The organism is Paenibacillus sp. OK076, from assembly GCF_900110055.1.
Lineage (GTDB): Bacteria > Bacillota > Bacilli > Paenibacillales > Paenibacillaceae > Paenibacillus.
Window position 1 is genome coordinate 141,156 of sequence record NZ_FOCH01000008.1, and the last position, 17,647, is coordinate 158,802.

At 48.7% G+C, this 17,647-nt stretch carries 12 protein-coding genes; 10 read left to right on the top strand and 2 right to left on the bottom strand.

Annotated features, from left to right (window positions below):
- The first annotated feature begins 172 nt into the window (after positions 1–172).
- Positions 173–643, top strand: a complete 471-nt coding sequence (locus tag BMY78_RS30785; RefSeq protein ID WP_090905116.1) for a hypothetical protein — start codon at positions 173–175, stop codon at positions 641–643.
- Between the two features lie 102 nt (positions 644–745).
- Here BMY78_RS30785 and BMY78_RS30790 read toward each other — a convergent pair whose 3' ends face one another.
- Together BMY78_RS30790 and BMY78_RS30795 are read right to left on the bottom strand one after the other, a co-directional pair.
- The gene (locus BMY78_RS30790) at positions 746–3,760 is read right to left on the bottom strand and encodes a DEAD/DEAH box helicase (RefSeq protein ID WP_090905118.1); all 3,015 of its coding nucleotides are present in this window, start codon (positions 3,758–3,760) and stop codon (positions 746–748) included.
- A 5-nt stretch (positions 3,761–3,765) separates the two neighbouring features.
- Positions 3,766–5,535 (bottom strand): SWIM zinc finger family protein, encoded by a 1,770-nt coding sequence (locus tag BMY78_RS30795; protein WP_177185931.1) that lies wholly within the window; start codon positions 5,533–5,535, stop codon positions 3,766–3,768.
- Between the two features lie 224 nt (positions 5,536–5,759).
- Between BMY78_RS30795 and BMY78_RS30800 the strand changes: the two genes are divergently transcribed.
- From BMY78_RS30800 to BMY78_RS30835, 9 genes are all read left to right on the top strand, one after another.
- Positions 5,760–6,584: an endonuclease/exonuclease/phosphatase family protein gene (locus tag BMY78_RS30800; RefSeq protein WP_090905122.1), complete on the top strand. Its 825-nt coding sequence runs from the start codon at positions 5,760–5,762 to the stop codon at positions 6,582–6,584.
- Positions 6,585–6,936: 352 nt separating this feature from the next.
- Positions 6,937–9,189: a glycoside hydrolase family 88/105 protein gene (locus tag BMY78_RS30805; RefSeq protein WP_090905124.1), complete on the top strand. Its 2,253-nt coding sequence runs from the start codon at positions 6,937–6,939 to the stop codon at positions 9,187–9,189.
- Positions 9,190–9,268: 79 nt separating this feature from the next.
- Entirely contained in the window at positions 9,269–9,391 is a 123-nt protein-coding gene (locus tag BMY78_RS33570; protein WP_256222540.1) for a hypothetical protein, read from the top strand.
- A gap of 132 nt (positions 9,392–9,523) precedes the next feature.
- Complete coding sequence (locus BMY78_RS30810; protein ID WP_090905126.1) at positions 9,524–10,858, top strand: ABC transporter substrate-binding protein; 1,335 nt, start codon at positions 9,524–9,526, stop codon at positions 10,856–10,858.
- Between the two features lie 46 nt (positions 10,859–10,904).
- Entirely contained in the window at positions 10,905–11,855 is a 951-nt protein-coding gene (locus BMY78_RS30815; RefSeq protein WP_090905128.1) for a carbohydrate ABC transporter permease, read from the top strand.
- A complete protein-coding gene (locus BMY78_RS30820) occupies positions 11,852–12,700 on the top strand; it encodes a carbohydrate ABC transporter permease (protein ID WP_090905130.1) in 849 nt (282 codons plus the stop codon). The genes BMY78_RS30815 and BMY78_RS30820 overlap by 4 nt, the downstream gene beginning before the upstream one ends.
- Positions 12,701–12,725: 25 nt before the next feature.
- The gene (locus tag BMY78_RS30825; protein ID WP_090905132.1) at positions 12,726–14,624 is read left to right on the top strand and encodes a cache domain-containing sensor histidine kinase; all 1,899 of its coding nucleotides are present in this window, start codon (positions 12,726–12,728) and stop codon (positions 14,622–14,624) included.
- The gene (locus BMY78_RS30830) at positions 14,621–16,225 is read left to right on the top strand and encodes a response regulator (RefSeq protein ID WP_090905134.1); all 1,605 of its coding nucleotides are present in this window, start codon (positions 14,621–14,623) and stop codon (positions 16,223–16,225) included. Before BMY78_RS30825 ends, BMY78_RS30830 begins: the two co-directional genes overlap by 4 nt.
- 50 nt (positions 16,226–16,275) lie before the next feature.
- Positions 16,276–16,821 carry a GNAT family N-acetyltransferase gene (locus tag BMY78_RS30835; RefSeq protein WP_090905136.1) on the top strand — a complete coding sequence of 182 codons (546 nt, stop codon included), beginning with the start codon at positions 16,276–16,278 and terminating at the stop codon, positions 16,819–16,821.
- The last annotated feature ends 826 nt before the right edge of the window (positions 16,822–17,647 follow it).

Here is a 17,647-nt window from a genome sequence, read left to right on the forward strand (position 1 = left end):
GAACAGCGTGCTGGTTTTGAATTATGTATATCTATTGGTTCTGGGACTCAATCTGTATCATTTTAGTCTCAACTTCGCTAGTTTAGGTTGTAGGATATAGGACCTTCGATATATGATGTCGAAAGATGCCAGTTAATGGCTGGTATCTATTAACATGAAGGAGGTGTACGTTATGAAAAAATCAAGCAAAGTCATTTCTTCCACAGTTATTGCTGCCATTGCAGCTATATCCGTTGTAACTTCTGCTTCTGCAGCAAGTGCATCTGCGGTAAATCCGGTGGGGGCTTCTCTCTCGGCTATTGATCTGAGCAGCATGGATATCGAAACAGCTTTGTTGATGGTTCAGCAAGAACGCACGAAATTGCTGGATAGCCAATTGCAGACACAGATTCAACAAGTTCAAAATCGCAATCAAGCGATTGCAGAGCTGAACGAACAATTGCAAGCGGCCATTCAGAGCGGGGATGCTTCCCAAGTCCAAGTTCTGAAGGGCCAAATCGATGCGTTGAGCAACTCACAACAAATGGATATGCTGCGTTTGCAGTCTATGACTAACAAACGCAATGAAGCTTTTGATGTGATGACTAACTTCATCAAGAAAATGCAGGATTCAAGATCGTCCATCATCGGAAACATGCGCTAGGATTGTAAAAAAGAGCGAAGACGGAATTCATTTCCGACACTTCGCTCTTTTTGTATTCTACTATTTACAAGGTTACGCATGTTGCATCAACCCAGTCTGGAGTTAACCCGACCAGTCGCGGCGCCGGGTGAACAGATCCTTCAGCTCATCCGTCGACAGCTCGGTAATCCAGTTTTCTGAGCTGGTGATAATATTGTCGCTAAGCTGTTGTTTACTCTCCAGCATCTCGTCAATGCGTTCTTCAAGCGTGCCCAGGGAGATGAACTTGTGTACTTGAACATCCTTCGTCTGTCCCATCCGATAGGCACGGTCTGTAGCCTGATTTTCCACGGCAGGGTTCCACCAGCGGTCAAAGTGGAATACATGATTCGCTGCGGTCAGGTTCAAGCCCACACCGCCTGCTTTGATGGACAGAATAAAGACCGACGGCTGCTCTGCGGCAGGCAGCGTCCGGGACTGGAACTCGTCAATCATGCGATCCCTGGCTGTCTTGGACGTACCCCCATGCAGATACAGTACAGGCTCCTGCAACTCCTGTCTTAACACCTGCTGCAGCATCTGTCCCATGCCGATGTACTGTGTGAATATCAGGCACCGTTCGCCCTCATCCCGTAGTTCACGGACCAGTTCCATCAGACGTTCCAGCTTTGCGGAGCGGCTGATCAGCATGGCCATGTCCTGCGGACTGTACAGGTCATACTCTGTTACAGAGCCTTCCGAGGAGATCGTTTCCGGCAAGGCTTCTTTAGTCAGCAGCAGGGGGTGATCACACAACTGCTTGAGCTGGGTTAAGGCAGAGAGAATCGCACCTTTGCGCTTGATGCCTTCCAGCTCTTTCATTTTGTCCATCAGTTCCTGAACGGACTGATCATACAGTGCACTTTGTTCACCCGTAAGGTGAATGTAAGTTTTCATTTCATTTTTGTCCGGCAGATCGAGTTGAATATTCGGATCTTTTTTCTTGCGGCGCAGCATGAATGGCTTCACTAACTGCTGCAAATCCTGCATGCGCTGCTCGTCCTTATCCTTCTCGATCGCACTGATAAAGCGAGTCTGGAATGCTCGTGCGCTGCCCAGATAGCCTGGATTAATAAAATCATAGATCGACCACAGCTCGGACAGCCGATTTTCAATCGGCGTACCAGTCAGTGCAATACGGTGTTTTGCCGGGAAGCTGCGTACCGCCATGGACTGCTTCGTTTGGGCATTTTTAATATTTTGCGCTTCATCCAGACAGATCGATGCCCACGTATAGGACTGTAACATCTCCTGATCGAGAGTAGCTGTTGCATACGAGGTAATGATAATATCCACCTGTTCAGTTTGTTCCCGGAACGCTTCTCCGCTCAGTCTTCGTGCTCCGTAGTGCAAACTGACGTTAATTGAAGGCGCGAAGCGACTGATTTCCTTTTGCCAGTTCCCCAATACGGAAGTGGGGCAGACGAGAAGGGCCGGGGCCTGCCCAGGCAAGCGCTGCTCATGCTCTTTGAGATGAAGTAAATACGTAATGAACTGTATCGTTTTTCCCAGTCCCATGTCATCCGCAAGACAAGCACCGAGACCGAATCTACGCAGGAATCCAAGCCAAGCGAAACCTTCCTTTTGATAAGAACGCAGCTCAGCATGCAACCCTTCCGGAATAGGCAGGGAAGGAGCGCCGCCTTGCCCTCCGCCAAGCTGTGCGATTATCCGGTTCAGGTGTTCGTTCAGTTCCACCTCAAGTCGAATGTTCTCGTTGGATTGTGGCTGTTCTTCTTCCTCTTCCTGTCCTTCCTTGCGTTTCTGGTTGCGATATTCCCGCTGCTCATTATGAAGTAGATGCAGGTGCAGAATATCCTGAAAAGACAGCCCCTGTTCCTGATCCACACCGCCCATGGCCCGGCGGATCTGCTCAAGCAAGGCCGGATCAAGGGGAACCCATTCTCCACGGAAGCGGACCAGCCGTTCATTACGGGCCACGAGGTCAGCGAATTCTTCCTCACTGAGATCCGTATCCCCAATCGCAATACGCCAGTCAAAATGAATGATCGAGTCCAGTCCAAAGAACGACTGTCCCCGTTCATTGCCTTCCTCCGGTTTCACCTTGGCACGCAGCTTGGGTTTCTTCTTGCGTGCAGCTTCCCACCAACCCGGAAGCAGCACTTGCCACCCGGCCTCGAGCAGTCGTCCGCTGTCTTGCGTCAGGAACAGCCAAGCATCCTGATCTCCCAATGGATCACTGAGCACATCCCGGCTGCCGCTGATAGCGCGGCGAATTCGGGGCAGATGTGCACGCAGCTGCTCCAGCCATCCTGCGGAACGATCAAGGATGAACGGCGTCCATACGTCCGGCCATTCACCTTCCAACCGGCCACGTGAATCCAGGCGTACGGGAACCAGAACAGCTGCATCCAGTTTGTTCTGCAATACCAGCCGTAGTCGCCATGCTGGTTCATCATCTTCCGGCTCCAGCAATTGCAGGAGCGGACGGAATGGGGCTGCGTCTGCTTTCCAGCCGATGGACACGAGCCAGGATTGGGCATCCATGCCGGCCGTTTGCGGAGCTGTTCCGCTTTGTGGAAACAACTGCGGGAACTCGCGCCGCAGATCGGTGGCCGCTTCCTCCGTACTGTACCATCGTTGGAACACGGAAGCCGAATAGGCAGCACTCAGTCCTTCGGCGTAGCTCTCATCCGTTTGTTCCAGGGCTTTGCCAAGAGCGGTTCGATCCTGCTTTTTCAAGCTGTCGGGGTCCCAGGTCCATTGCAGTTGTCCGGTACGAAATGCGGTGAAGCTGGGGATGTATTTACGATTCTCAATCGATGCTGCAAGTACCGGGGCCAACCGGATTAAATGCTCTGCCTGCTCGTCCCATTTCCATTCAATGTGCAGAAGGGTGTTCATTTCGCTGAAGAAAGGAATCACTTCTTCCGCAGGCAGGACGACGAGTTCAATTTCTTCGATCTGTCTTGTTTCCAGTTCTGTTCCGTAGAAGGAAGGGGCATGCCATGCAAATAATCGCTGCTTGAGCGATTGTCCCGATACAAAGTGATGGGTGTTCAACGCTCCATAGAACAAAGCATCCCCGTATCCTGTCAATGCAACATGGACCTCAATCGTTTCGGTGTAAGGGTGCATTAGGCTCATGAGATCAACTTACCTTTCCGAAGCTCTTCCTGCAGGGCGCGCAGTCGGCTGTTGCGGACAGCCAATGTGGTGATAAACTGCTCCCAATGCTCTTCCTGCTTCAATTTTTTATAAATTTTGGACAGACGCTTCAACAGTTTCACTGCTGCTTTGTATCCGTCCCTGTTTTTGTGTCCGATATAACGATCCACAGCCTGATGGTAGAAAGGCAATAGCAACTCGGGTGCATCCTTTTCAATCGGCTGTAGCACCGCTACCCGGAATTCAAGCGGCTCCGTCTCCGTGCTCAGTTGAAAATCAATCCACCGCCGCCACTGTCCCCGGGAATGCATTGCTTCCTCATAAGCCGGACGGGAATGAGGAAGCATGCTGACCAATGTGTCCCACATGCGGTGCTCTACATCAGGCAGATGATGAATGGCTGTGTCCCACAACTGCATGTAATCATTCAAAGGGGAGTTCCGTCGGTTCGCCAGCAAAGGTCCGAGCTGCACTAACCACTCGCTCAGCCGCTTCCAGTCGGAAGAATCTGCAAGAACGTGAAGAAAATGCAGCAGATGCTCCGGCGGGATGCCATATGCCGAGCTTCCGCTGATTAATCGCTGCCAAGCCTGTTCATCTTGCCCCAAATGGAAATACATCCAGCTCTGCGCCAATACCAGCGGTAAGGGCAGCGTGACAGATTTAATCGGCCCACGGCTCCCGTTTTCCGTCAGATTTGCTACACTCAGCACGCTCTCACCAGGTTTGACGGGTTTGGACGCAGCAGCCAGGCCATTCTCTATTTCCTGTAGAAATGCCAGCTCTGACTCCAGCGTTTCCCGGTTCCCCTGAAGATTTGGCACGATCCAGTTTAACCAAAGCTCCCGATAAATCGGGGTGAAGAACATCATGCTGGACGTCTCGGAGATCATCTGCGTACGCAGGTAAGCCGAGGTTTCCTCAAGCCTGTTCCAAAGTTGTTCAAGCCTCGTGCCCTTCAGACCAGAGAGTTCCAACGGACGGCTAAAGATCTGTTCCAGCCCTTTCTGGAGCGCATCCACGGCAAGTTGAGCAGGATAGCTCAGATACACCGGTGTATGTGTGATTGAATTGCGGCCAGGCACACAGAAGCGAATCAGGTATAACTGAACATGCAGCTCAAATAACTGGTCCATGCCAGCGGACAACTTAGGTTTGATGGAATAGAGCTCGTCCGCTGCGGCCTGCACGTATGATGTACTTGGCGTGCCTATCCCGAGTCGTTTCAGGCATGCTCGAAACAGCTCATGCCACTCCGTGATTTCAAGTTCTGCAAGTTCCGTTGCACGTTCCTTGATCTGGCTATACTGGTTATCAGGGATAGTGAGATCCTCTTCGTGCGCTGCGTAATCCGAACGTCCAGAAGGCGCAATAGCAGCAGGTTTTGGAGCCTGTTTCAGTGCCGTACTGGAGTGGGCGTTCACAATGCCATGTACGGGTCGGCCCAGTTGCTCCGCATAACTCATTAGAACCGCTATCATATGTTTGCAATGAGAACCAACCGGACAGGTACAGTGACTGGTGTTCAACGATTGCAAACTCAGCGTTACCTCATAATCATCGGAGCCTTGTACTTTAGCCAAAATTCCGTTTTGTTCGGTGTAGGTTAATGGGCCGACACGTTTCTGTTTATAATATTGGAATCCACGCATAATCGTCAGGTTGTTAAAATATTCAGCGACCTGCCTGATCAGCTGTTGCCACTGCGCATCATCCATGTTCATGTCATTAGGTATGTTCATCATTCCATCTCCTGGGGAAATCATAGGTTCAGTAATCACCACGTCTTGACGTAATGGTGTTCATTTTATGTATCCATCATATCAGTTATCGTGTGCTCCGTGCATCGGTTCTGAGAACTTGGACCATGCATAATAGGCTCGTCTTGTGTATGCTTAGCGTATGTATTCCTTTCAGGAACGATGCAGGCCGGGATTCGGCTTAATTTCAAACAACAGGAGAGTGCATAATGAAAATACTTACGTTAAATACACACGCTTGGGCAGAAGAAGACCAACTGAACAAGATCAGTCAGCTGGCTGATTTTATCAATACACATCAATTTGATGTCATCTCCATGCAGGAGGTCAACCAATCCATGCATGAAGCAGCGCTGTCCGCGGAGGAACTGAAACATTACTTTGCCACGGAATCGGATGCTGTGATCAAAAAAGACAACTACGCCTACGTTCTGCTTACGCAACTGACCGAAACCTATTACTGGACATGGATTCCGGCCCATATCGGTTTCCAAAAATACGATGAAGGGCTGGCCATCCTGAGCAGGACGCCGATTACACAGGCTTTTGGTGAATATGTATCCTATATGCGGGATTACGACAACTACCGGACACGCAAAATTATGGGTATAAAGACGGCCGTCCAAGGTGAAGGTGAAGCAGCCTGGTTTGTGAATGGACACTATAACTGGTGGGATGATGAACAAGAACCTTTCAAGGGACAGTGGGAACTAACCGAGAGCAAGCTTGCTCCATATATGGACCAGCCGCTGTATATTATGGGTGATTTCAATAATGTCGCGGAAGTACGTGGGGAAGGCTACGATTATATGATGAGCAAGGGCTGGAATGACCTGTATACGACGGCTGAGCAAAAGGATGACGGTGCAACCGTGGTCAAAGCCATTGCCGGCTGGGCGGATAACAAACGCGATCTGCGTATTGATTATATTTTCTCGAATCGTCCGGTACAGGCGAAGTCTTCGACGGTAGTTCTCAACGGAAAGAACGGCCCTGTGGTCTCTGACCATTACGGCGTAGCTGTGGAAATTTAACAGTTGGTCATCCTTGTACACATTGTTATAGTGCCAGCCACATCTGTATATGAAGAAACCGAGAAGCTATTCATTAAATTTGACATCTTCGGATAATTTTAATTTACATGAGACGGACTACAACGATGTAGTCCGTTGTTTTGTCTTATCGTCAGACTGACAATACAATTATTTATTTGTAAGCGCAAACAAAAACCTGTAGCCACCGGGAAGCAGGTCAGTTATACTTGGTTTATTATTCGGCTGTTCCAACGATAAACGAGGTTCTTCAACGTTAGCCAAAAAGGGATTTTCTCACAAAGGTTAAGCGCTATACCTATATAATCCATCGGGAAAGGAATGTGGGCATTCAATGACAACGTATTTCAGTGAACCGCAGAGCATGTATTATCGATTCGGAGAAGATCAGGATCAGGTGCTGAAGGTGCTGGCTGAGAGGTATATAGGCGCCAATGCGCAGGCTGGTTTTGTATATCGGGTATTTCAGAAGTCTGGTATTTTGCAAAATGAGAAGGGTCTGTATGATCTGAATTTGAGTAAACGTTTCCCTGATGCACATAAAGGGCAGACTTCCTATGCCGCAGCGCTGGTCTGGGGAGATGAAGATCGAAATCTGGATGTGCTGGTCCGCTGTTATGGACCGGTTCGCTTCTATTTTAACGAGCAATTGGTATATCGCTCCACGGTCATGGATGAGATCAACCTGGACGCGACTATAAAGCTGGGAATCGACATAAAGCAGGGATGGAATACGTTGCTCCTGGAGATGAAGTATACACCTGCGGGATTTGGATGCCAGTTTGGCTCGGACGAGGGGAAAGTACGAATTCTGAATGTGCTTGCTCCTTTCCAGGAGAGACAGGGACAGGCCGGATGGGTATATTCCAAACCTGTGAGTTCGGAGGACAGTCATCCGGAATGGAATCTGCTCGGGTCAGAAGAGGATCACAGACTGGAGTGGCTGCCTGATGCGCTGTGGTCAGAGGAAAAGCAGATGCAACCGTCTTTGGAGAGAATGTACGGACATCTTCCTGGTCAGCAAGTCTATGCGTGGACACGGTTGATGAACAGGGATTTAAGCGATGGTCCAATCCGTTTGTCTGGTCAATCTTCCGGGCCGCTGACTATATGGATGAACGGCGTATCGGCAGTGCAATTAAAGGAAGCGGGTCCATTCGAGGTGAACATACCCGCATCTTTTGGACGGAACGACCTGTTGGTTCGCAGTGAATGTAGTGATACGGATGAGCCATGGAGTTTTGTGATAAACGCAACGGTGAATGGAGAGCAACTGGAGATGGAGCTTCCCCAACGTGTGCACGGAGCTTCTGGAGAGTCGTGGCTATATCTTGGACCTTTTGCATCGGAGGACGTCGAACCTGATTTGCAGGATCTAATGCGTATAGATCGAGTCTATAAAGGACGGAAGGAACGCATATATTGGCGATTGGACAGACCGGATGCGTGGATACGTCCATATTATGAAAATGCAATGCTCAGTAACAAATGGACAGTAGGCAGTGTAACCAACTATGGTCGCTGGGACTATCCTTTAGGTGTCACCGTGTATGGTTTGTTGCAGACTGGACGTTATTTGCAGCGACCTGACATTACACGTTATGCGTCAGAACACGTGCAGTTGTGTACCCGTATGGATGAATACTCATTATGGGATCGGGAGCAGTACGGTTTTCCGGCAATTAACCAGCAGCTGGTTATGATGAAAATGCTGGATAACTGTGGCTCTTTTGGCTCCGCAATGCTGGAGGCCTACTCCGAATGTCAGGAGCCGACGTTCTTGCCGATTGCCGAACGAATTGCAGATTTTATGCTGACTCGGTTGGAGCGACAGGAGGACGGGGCATTTTACCGCGAGTGTATCGGTGAGTTTGCCGAGAATACGATGTGGGCCGACGACCTTTATATGAGCACTCCGTTTCTTGTGCGGTATGCCCGACTGAAGGGGAATAATTCAGCACTGGACGAAGCAGCCAGACAATTTTTATTGTATCGGAAGTATCTGTTCATGCCTGAATTCAAGATCATGTCCCACGTATTCGATTTCAAATATGGACAGGCGACACAGATTCCGTGGGGACGGGGAAATGGTTGGACGCTCTTTTCACTGTCTGAGGTATTGGAAGCTTTGCCAGCAGAGCACCCGGATCGCCCGGCTTTAATTGGCTTCTTTAATGAATTATGTGAAGGATATGCAGCTCTGCAAGGAGAGGGCGGATTGTGGCATCAGGTATTGAATGATTCGGAAACATACCAGGAAGCCTCCTGTACAGCGATGTTTGCATATGGTTTTGCACGGGGAGTGCGGTTTGGCTGGTTAAATCAACCTGCACGTTACTTTGAAGCAGCTGAACGGGCCTGGAGCGGATTAACCCGTAAAGCGATTGACCGTCAGGGCAATGTACATGGTGTATGCAGTGGGTCGAGATATGCCTTTACCGCAGAATATTACAATAAAGACCTGCTCACAGTAACGAATGACAATCACGGTATTGGCATTATGATGCTGGCAGGAACCGAAGTAGCGAAGATGAAGAAACATCTGGCCCAGCCTAAGGTGTCATCAACTGTTGTGACGCAATCCTGAAAGTGTCAGTAAAACCACAGGATACCTTGATCGAAATCTTACATGGTATCTACTTTAACGTTTCAATGCAGACGTCAGGATGACTACCGTTGAGATGGAGCGAGGCACAGTGCGCCGCACGAAGAATGCTGTATATATGAATAACCACCAGGTGCATCAATTCTGGTGGTTATTTAATCACTGGATTATCGATGACAATTGAATGGACACTTGTCCCAACCCCTTACTTTTTTGACAGGAAAGCTTACTTTTGTTTATGTCATGAGCAGCCATAGGCCGTTACAATAGTTTTTGTAAGCGATTCCATAAAAGCAAAAGGGGAGGAAATTCATTCATGTTGAATACCAAAAAGTGGGTAACCTTGTTCTGCCTATCCCTGTTAATGTTTGCTACAGCCTGTTCCGGAGGATCATCAGCCCCGTCTGCTTCAACCAATGAAGGAGAAGAAGGAGACACTTCCGGCAAAATTGAACTTCGTATGACCTGGTGGGGATCACAGACTCGCCACGATCTCACGACCAAAGTGATTAAGCTGTTTGAAGAGAAGCACCCTGGCATTACCATTAAGCCGGAATATTCCGGTTGGGACGGATACTTTGACAAGCTGACTACACAGGTAGCCGGTTCAAATGCACCGGATATCATACAGATGGATTACGCTTTTCTAACCGACTTTGCCCGGCGTGGTGCATTGCTTGACCTGACCCCATATGCAGAGAGCAAAGAGCTGCGCACAGAAGACCATGACAAGAGCATGCTCAAAGCCGGATCGATTGACGATAAATTATACGCCATTACATTGGGTGTAAATGCGCCAGGTGTCATCTATGATGCCACCGTATTCCAGGAGCTCGGGATCGAGGAGCCGCAGGAAAGCTGGACGTGGAAGGATTTTAGCGACATAGCGGCCAAGATTGCAGCAGAGAAAGGTGACGGTTTCTACGGTTCGGCGGATGTATCAGGAACCACGAACATGTTTGAGGTATTTATCCGGCAAACAGGCAAGGGACTATTTGATGGCGGGACGTTGACAGCTACCAGCGAGGAGCTTCAGCAATGGTTTGACATGTGGGGGGCGCTTCGTGAGAACGGGGGGGCAACCTCTGCGGAAGTGACGGCATCCACTACGAATGCACTGGAGACACGCCCGATTTCGCTTGGTACAGCGGCCATGGACTTTGCTTGGTCTAACCAATTGCTGACGTTCCAGCAGGTGAACAAAAACCAGGATCATAAGCTTGGGATACAAGTGCTTCCGCACGGTGTGGGTGAAAAGCAAATCGGTGAATACCTGAAAGCAGGTCAGTTCCTGTCCGGTTATGCCAAAACAAAACATCCGAAGGAAGTGGCGATGTTTATCGACTTCATGGTCAATGATCCCGAAGCTACCGCCATTCTTGGCTCGGAGCGCGGCGTACCCGTCAATGCCAGCATCCGTGAGAAGATGCAGCCTACGCTACCAGAAGCGGAGCAAGCCATCTTCCAATTTATCGATGTGGTATCGAAAAACTCCAGTGAAATTGATCCGCCATACCCACAAGGATTTTCCGAAGTGGATACCAGCTTCAAGAGTGCAAGCGAGCAGATCGCCTTCGGTCAAGGCAATACACCGGATGTGATTGCCCAGTTCATTGAAGGGGCCAAGGCGACACTTGCATCAAGTCAATAACACTTGAATGGTTCCAGACTTCATATTCCGCGGGGAGGTTGCGAAGATGAGTACAACACAGATCAGTCAAGCACGAACCGAGCGTGTAACAGCCCGGCGGGTGAAGCGGAGATATGCCCATAATGGAGCAGCGCTTCTGTTTCTGGCCCCATGGCTGGTTGGTTTATTGTTTCTGACACTTGGGCCGATGCTCGTTTCCTTATACATTTCGTTCACCGACTACAGTATCCTGGCCGCCCCTTCCTGGGTCGGTCTGGATAACTACACCACGATGTTTACATCGGATAAACTGTTTATCCAATCGCTCAAAGTCACATTTACGTATGTCGCTGTCTCCGTACCGATCAAGCTGATTTTTGCCCTGCTGGTGGCGATGCTGTTGAACAAAGGCATTCGTGGGCTCGGCATTTACCGTACGGTGTATTACATCCCAACCCTGCTTGGGGGCAGTGTCGCAATTGCGATGCTGTGGCGCAAAATGCTGGGCGGTGACGGACTGCTTAATGGGGTACTTGCCATGATCGGCATTAAGGCACCCGATTGGGTCGCCAACCCGAAATATGCCCTGTATTCGATCGTACTGCTGTCCGTATGGCAGTTCGGATCGTCGATGATTATTTTCCTGGCAGGCTTGAAACAGATTCCACCTGAGTATGACGAAGCTTCCGCGGTAGATGGAGCAGGACCGCTCCGGAGATTCTTTTATATCACACTGCCGATTCTGTCACCGGTGATCTTTTTCAATCTCGTGATGCAGCTGATTACCTCCTTCCAGTCATTTACTCAGGCTTTTGTCATCAGTAACGGCAGCGGGGGGCCAGTCAATTCAACTTTAATGTACTCTTTATACCTGTACAAAAAAGGGTTCTCGTTCTTCCAGATGGGTTATGCGTCCGCGATGGCCTGGGTGCTGGTGATCCTGATCGGTGTCTTTACATTGCTGGTATTCCGCAGCAGCAAGCTGTGGGTGCACTATGAGGATGGTGGAAAATCATGATTGGACAACGAAATTCTGCTGCGTGGGTAGTCGCCAAACATGTACTGATCTCGGTTATTGCCTTTGTCATGCTGTATCCGGTGCTCTGGATGCTGGGCAGTTCATTCAAACCGGGACATATGATTTTCACCGAGACTTGGTTTTGGCCGCGAGAATGGAACTGGCAAAATTACATCAATGGCTGGACGGGCATTCAGGGCAATCCCTTCTCCCGTTTTCTGACCAACTCCGTCGTCCTGTCGCTGGGCGCTGTGCTTGGCAATGTCATCTCTTGCTCGATGGCGGCATATGCCTTTGCCAGATTGAATTTTCGGTTCAAAGCGATTTGCTTTGGCTTAATGCTAATGACGATCATGCTGCCGCACCATGTGACGCTGATCCCTCAATATATTCTGTTTAACCATCTGGAATGGGTGAATACGTATCTGCCGCTGGTGGTGCCGAAATGGCTGGCGACCGATGCCTTCTTCATTTTCCTGATGGTCCAGTTCTTCCGGGGATTGCCCAAAGAGCTGGATGAAGCGGCGACGATTGATGGATGTGGTCCTGTACGAATTTACACCAAAATTATCATTCCGCTGGCCTTTCCGGCGCTGGTGACGACGATGATCTTTACCTTTTTGTGGACATGGGATGACTTCTTCAGTCAGTTGATCTATCTGAGTGATGTCAGCAAATACACGGTGCCGCTGGGCTTACGCCTGTTCCTCGATTCCAGTTCTCAATCGGATTGGGGACCGATGTTTGCAATGTCAGTGCTGTCACTGGTGCCTTGTTTTATCGTATTTATCGTGTGTCAAAAGTATTTCGTGGAAGGAATCGCGACCTCTGGGCTCAAAGGGTAATTCCAAGACGAAACGAGTTGATTCCATGCGGAAACGAAGATTATCGTTATTCCTAAATCATAAGCTGCAACAAAGCAAGCTCTCCACGTTGATGGTGACTTGCTTTATTGCGTTTAATCTACTTCTCGTCTCGGTTATTGTTTGGCTGGCATACCAGTCGTTCTCTGCCGTCACGTTTACCGAGATTAGCAAAGCACGACTTGCTCTTCTGAATGAGAGTACACGCCGCGGGTTTGATTTTATTACAGGTGTGACAGGCACGGCTTATTCTTTGGCGAGCAACCGTGAGCTGTCGAGTCTGCTTGAAACGAAAGGAGCGGGAAGGCTGACACAGATCCACCAACGGCGTGAGGTATCCAAAATACTGGATCATACGGTGGTAGTCAGTGAAGGTATTACCTCCGTGGAGCTGTATACGGATGCCTTCAACGGTGTCGCTGTCACGATGGCCGACCGCATTTATCCAGTGGATACGATTGCCGGTGATTCATGGTTTGCTGCACTGGAGCATGCGGATGCGGCTTGGGTACCTCTGCGGGAAAACGAATCAGGCCAATCGCTAATCGGATACGCCCAGCGAATCTTTGACAGCCGGGGTGGTACGGTAGCCTACGTGCTCATCCGCCTGAGTCGCGCCGATATTGTACGTAGATTTGCGGATATGCCGATGGTGCTGGATGGACAGGTACTGTTGGTGGATACCGCAGGTAACGTCGTCATGCAGATGGGCGATGACAATTTAGAGGTGAATTCTGGTGAGGATTTGAGTTCAATTCATGGAGCCTCGGGAATTTTTCCTTCTATTAGTGTATCTGCTAATTTCGCTGCTGCTGGGGAAAGCGAACCAGTCGTCGATCGTGCATGGATTCAGGAGCATGTTGAACATGGGGAGGACGGCTTTGAAGTGGTTTCCGCCAAGCCTGGTGGAGCGCAGCTTGTTCTGTATTCAAGACCTGCCATGCTTCAGTGGCGATTGGTACAGACCATCCCTGTTCACACACTATTATCTCCTGTGAGGCAAGCCGGATGGCAGGTCCTTGGAATAGCTGTGCTGGGGTTACTATTTTCGGCGGTACTTGCGTATCTGTTCGTTTGGCGGATTGTTCGTCCTTTACGTCAGCTGATCAAGCGGATGAGGCAATTGGAGAAGGGGGATTTCAATACCCGGGTTCAGCTTTCGTTTACCGAGGAATATGCCCATTTGGCGTATGGATTCAATCATATGGCATCACAATTGACGGAGTTGATGGAGCGGGTCAAAGAAGAGAGCCGAGCGAAGCGTGAAGCACAGACCGGTTTACTGGAGGCGCAAATCAAACCGCATTTTTTGTACAACACACTCGACATGATCCACTGGCGTGCTCTCGATTATGAGGCCAAGGACATCAGCCGCATGATTGTACAACTCAGCAAACTGCTGCGTATCGGATTGAGCGGCGGCAGACTATTCATCCGGGTACGGGATGAGTTGGAGCATGCTCGTTGTTACGTCAGCATTCAGTCAGAGCGTCTTCCGTTCTCTATTGATTATCAGGAACAGATTGATCCGAGAGTGCGAGGCTGTTACATTCCCAAAATCATTTTACAGCCTTTTATCGAGAATGCAGTCATGCATGGGCATCCAAAGGAAGGAAAACTTCGCATACAGGTGGATATGCGCGAATTGGAGGGCATCGATCCACCATCCAAAATCATCATTTGCATAAGAGATAACGGACAGGGCTTGCCTGAGGGCTGGAAGCTGGAGGAGACAACGGGCATTGGGATACGTAATGTACATCAACGCATTCAACTGTATTGTGGCATGGGGTATGGCATTGATATATGCGCAGGTGAATTGGGCGGAGTAGGAGTGACCATTACGCTGCCGCGTATCGAGACGGAAGAACAATTAAACTTATGGCTGGGCGGTGAAAATGAATGAAAAGCATTATGCTCATAGACGATGACCCGCATATTGTAAAAGCATTGACCGACCATATTGATTGGCCATCCATTGGCCTCCGCATTGCAGGAACTGCTTCCAATGGCGTGGATGCACTGGAGATGTTCCAACAGCTGCGCCCCGATCTTGTGATGACGGACGTCTATTTGCCAGGAATGACAGGACTTAAGCTCACGCAGGCGTTGCGGCGGGACCATCCCCATCTGCCGATCATCATTCTTAGTGGATATGACGAATTCGAGAATGCCCGGGCGGCCATGCGTTGGGGCGTGAATCATTTTTTGCTGAAGCCTGCGGAAGTGGAGGAGATTGAGTCTGTTCTGCGTGAGGTGTTACTGGAACAGGATGTGCGTGAGCGGCATGAGCAGCTAGAGCGGACATACAAACAGGAGATTGGACGGGTGGTTCCTTATCTTCGCAAACTATTTCTTCACGAGCTGTTAACCACGCGCTATCGGGAAGAGGAGCTGCCTGCGGAGCGTATGGATTATGTGGGTATTCGCATACCCTCTCAAGTGCGCGCAATAAGTCTACAGTTGTACCGGCCTGCATTTCTGACAAAGATGAAAGAGCGGGACTGGCAGCTATTAAGATATGGGGCAGCAGATATAATTCAGGAGACCGTCAAAGAGCAGACTTCGCAAATAAACGACTGCCAGGTGGAGATCGTGGATTACTCGGATCAGGTGTTTGTGCTGCTTCTATTTGACGAGAGGGACCCGCTAGAGCAATTTGAGTCCATTGTTGAACGGATGATTGATCAGATTTTTACGTACCTCAAGATCGAAATGAGCGCAGGTATTGGAACGTCCAAAGGGCACTTATGCGAAGTGATGGACTCTTATCTGGAGAGCAGGGAGGCGCTGGAGAAAGCAGAGTTTCAGGGCGGGAGTCGTGTATATCGATATGATTCATCTGCTGCTTTAACGCCGAGCGCAACGGATTACTCGCTATTGCTGCGACAATGGAATGAGTCATGGGCAGATATGAGGACTGATCTGGCAGAGGAGATATGGGTTCAGCTTCGCAATCTGTTGGAGGAAGGGGGTGGTGCCAGTATTCAGGATGTGCAAGTTGTGGCCGTGAGCCTGTTCGACACGTTAATTCATAGTTGGAACCGACATTATCCCATGCTGGCACCGCCGCTCGCGATGAGCCATTTTTTGCGGGAAATCCAATCGAAATATGGGCTGCAGGATCTGATATGCTGGATGGATGGTATTATTCGAAACTGGATGGAACAGATACGTAAAGAAATGGGCGAGAAAAAAACCAATAAACTAGTGGAGCAGGTGAAACAGTACGTGGAAATGCATTATGCTGAAGAAATCAGTTTTGAAGCCATTGCCAAGGGACTGTTTGTGCACCCCAAATATTTGAGTCAGCTGTTCAAGAGAGTGACCGGAGAGAACTTTGTGAGTTATGTAAACGGGTATCGGATTCAACGTGCGTTGGAGCTATTACAGTCAGGGCATTACATGGTCTACGAAGTTAGCGAGATGACAGGGTTCCGCAACGCGACGTATTTCAGTCAGGTGTTCAAGATGCTTACGGGCAAGAGTCCGTCTGAGGTGGGGTAGAGCCATGAATAGGATATGCAAAATAAAATAGAATGGAGGGATTATGGCGTATGATCATCGATCAACAGGAGTTTAATGTAAAAGGATTGACCTATTCGATTAGGTCCGCAATTGAAAAGGATGCTGAGGTATTGTCTTCACTTCGTGTACAGATGGATGGAGAAACCGAGTATATGGATCGTGAGCAAGGTGAAGGCTTTATTGATCCAGCTGGATTTGAACACATAATTCGGTCGGACTCGGAAAAAGAGAGAAACCTGTTTCTCGTTACTGTCGTAAAGGAACAAATCGTCGGGTATTCCAGATGTGAAGGAGTTGATCTAAAGCGATTTTCTCATAAGGTTGAATTTGGTGTTTGTGTAGCGAAAGAGTTCTGGGGATACGGGATCGGCAAGAAACTACTCGAACTATCGATAGATTGGGCAGATACGAATGGAATTGAGAAAATGACCTTGAACGTGGTGGGGACGAACGATAAGGCGATGGAGCTTTACAGAAGAATGGGCTTCGAGATAGAGGGAACTTTGAAAAAGGATCGGCGACACGCGGACGGTCGGTATTACGATACAGTTATGATGGGAAGGTTCAGGGGCTGAGGGGAGAAGGGGATGCTGAGAAGTTGGCTAGCAAATATACGCTGATCCTTTTATTGTTTCAATGAGTATATATTAGAGAACAGAAACTAGAGTCACTACGCATCTTTTATGGAGAGAGTAAGTATCTATTCATTGCAGGTTTATTAAAATTTGATTTCATATATTGCTATAGAAGCTATTGAATAATCGATATAAAACTAAGCATCCCTTTAGCTGCTAGTTAGTGTTTCTTCAAAACGAATAGAATATCAGTTTGCTATGAACAGTAACTATTACCCTTTCTCAATAAGTTAATGATAATTAGTATTGTCATATCTATAGAGTGTAGCAGATAGGGTCTGATTTCAAGACTATGACTTAGTATGATATAGAAGGGGAATATAACGGTTCTATTGTTCTCATAAAACGAGGATAGAGAAATATTAATTAAGTGTTGCAATTTATTTTTGTACATGGTATATTCTAATTCCGGCCAAGAAAACACGAGAAACATGGTGCGGCAAGCGAATGAAATAAGCTTCGAAAGAAACTTAAAAAAAGAACTTGCAAAGTTGGTTCGGATGTGATAAGATATAAGAGTTGCTGAGGTGAACAACACGCGGCAATGAAACAAGTTTGATCTTTGAAAACTGAACAACGAGTGAGTAAACATTCTGCTTGCAGAATGAATGTGAAAGTTTGAGACAAGCCTTGGCTTGGATCGACTGGAGCATAAAATGAGATTTTTAATCTCGTCAGTTTCAAAATGAGCTTATCGCTCTTTTCAATACTTTATTGGAGAGTTTGATCCTGGCTCAGGACGAACGCTGGCGGCATGCCTAATACA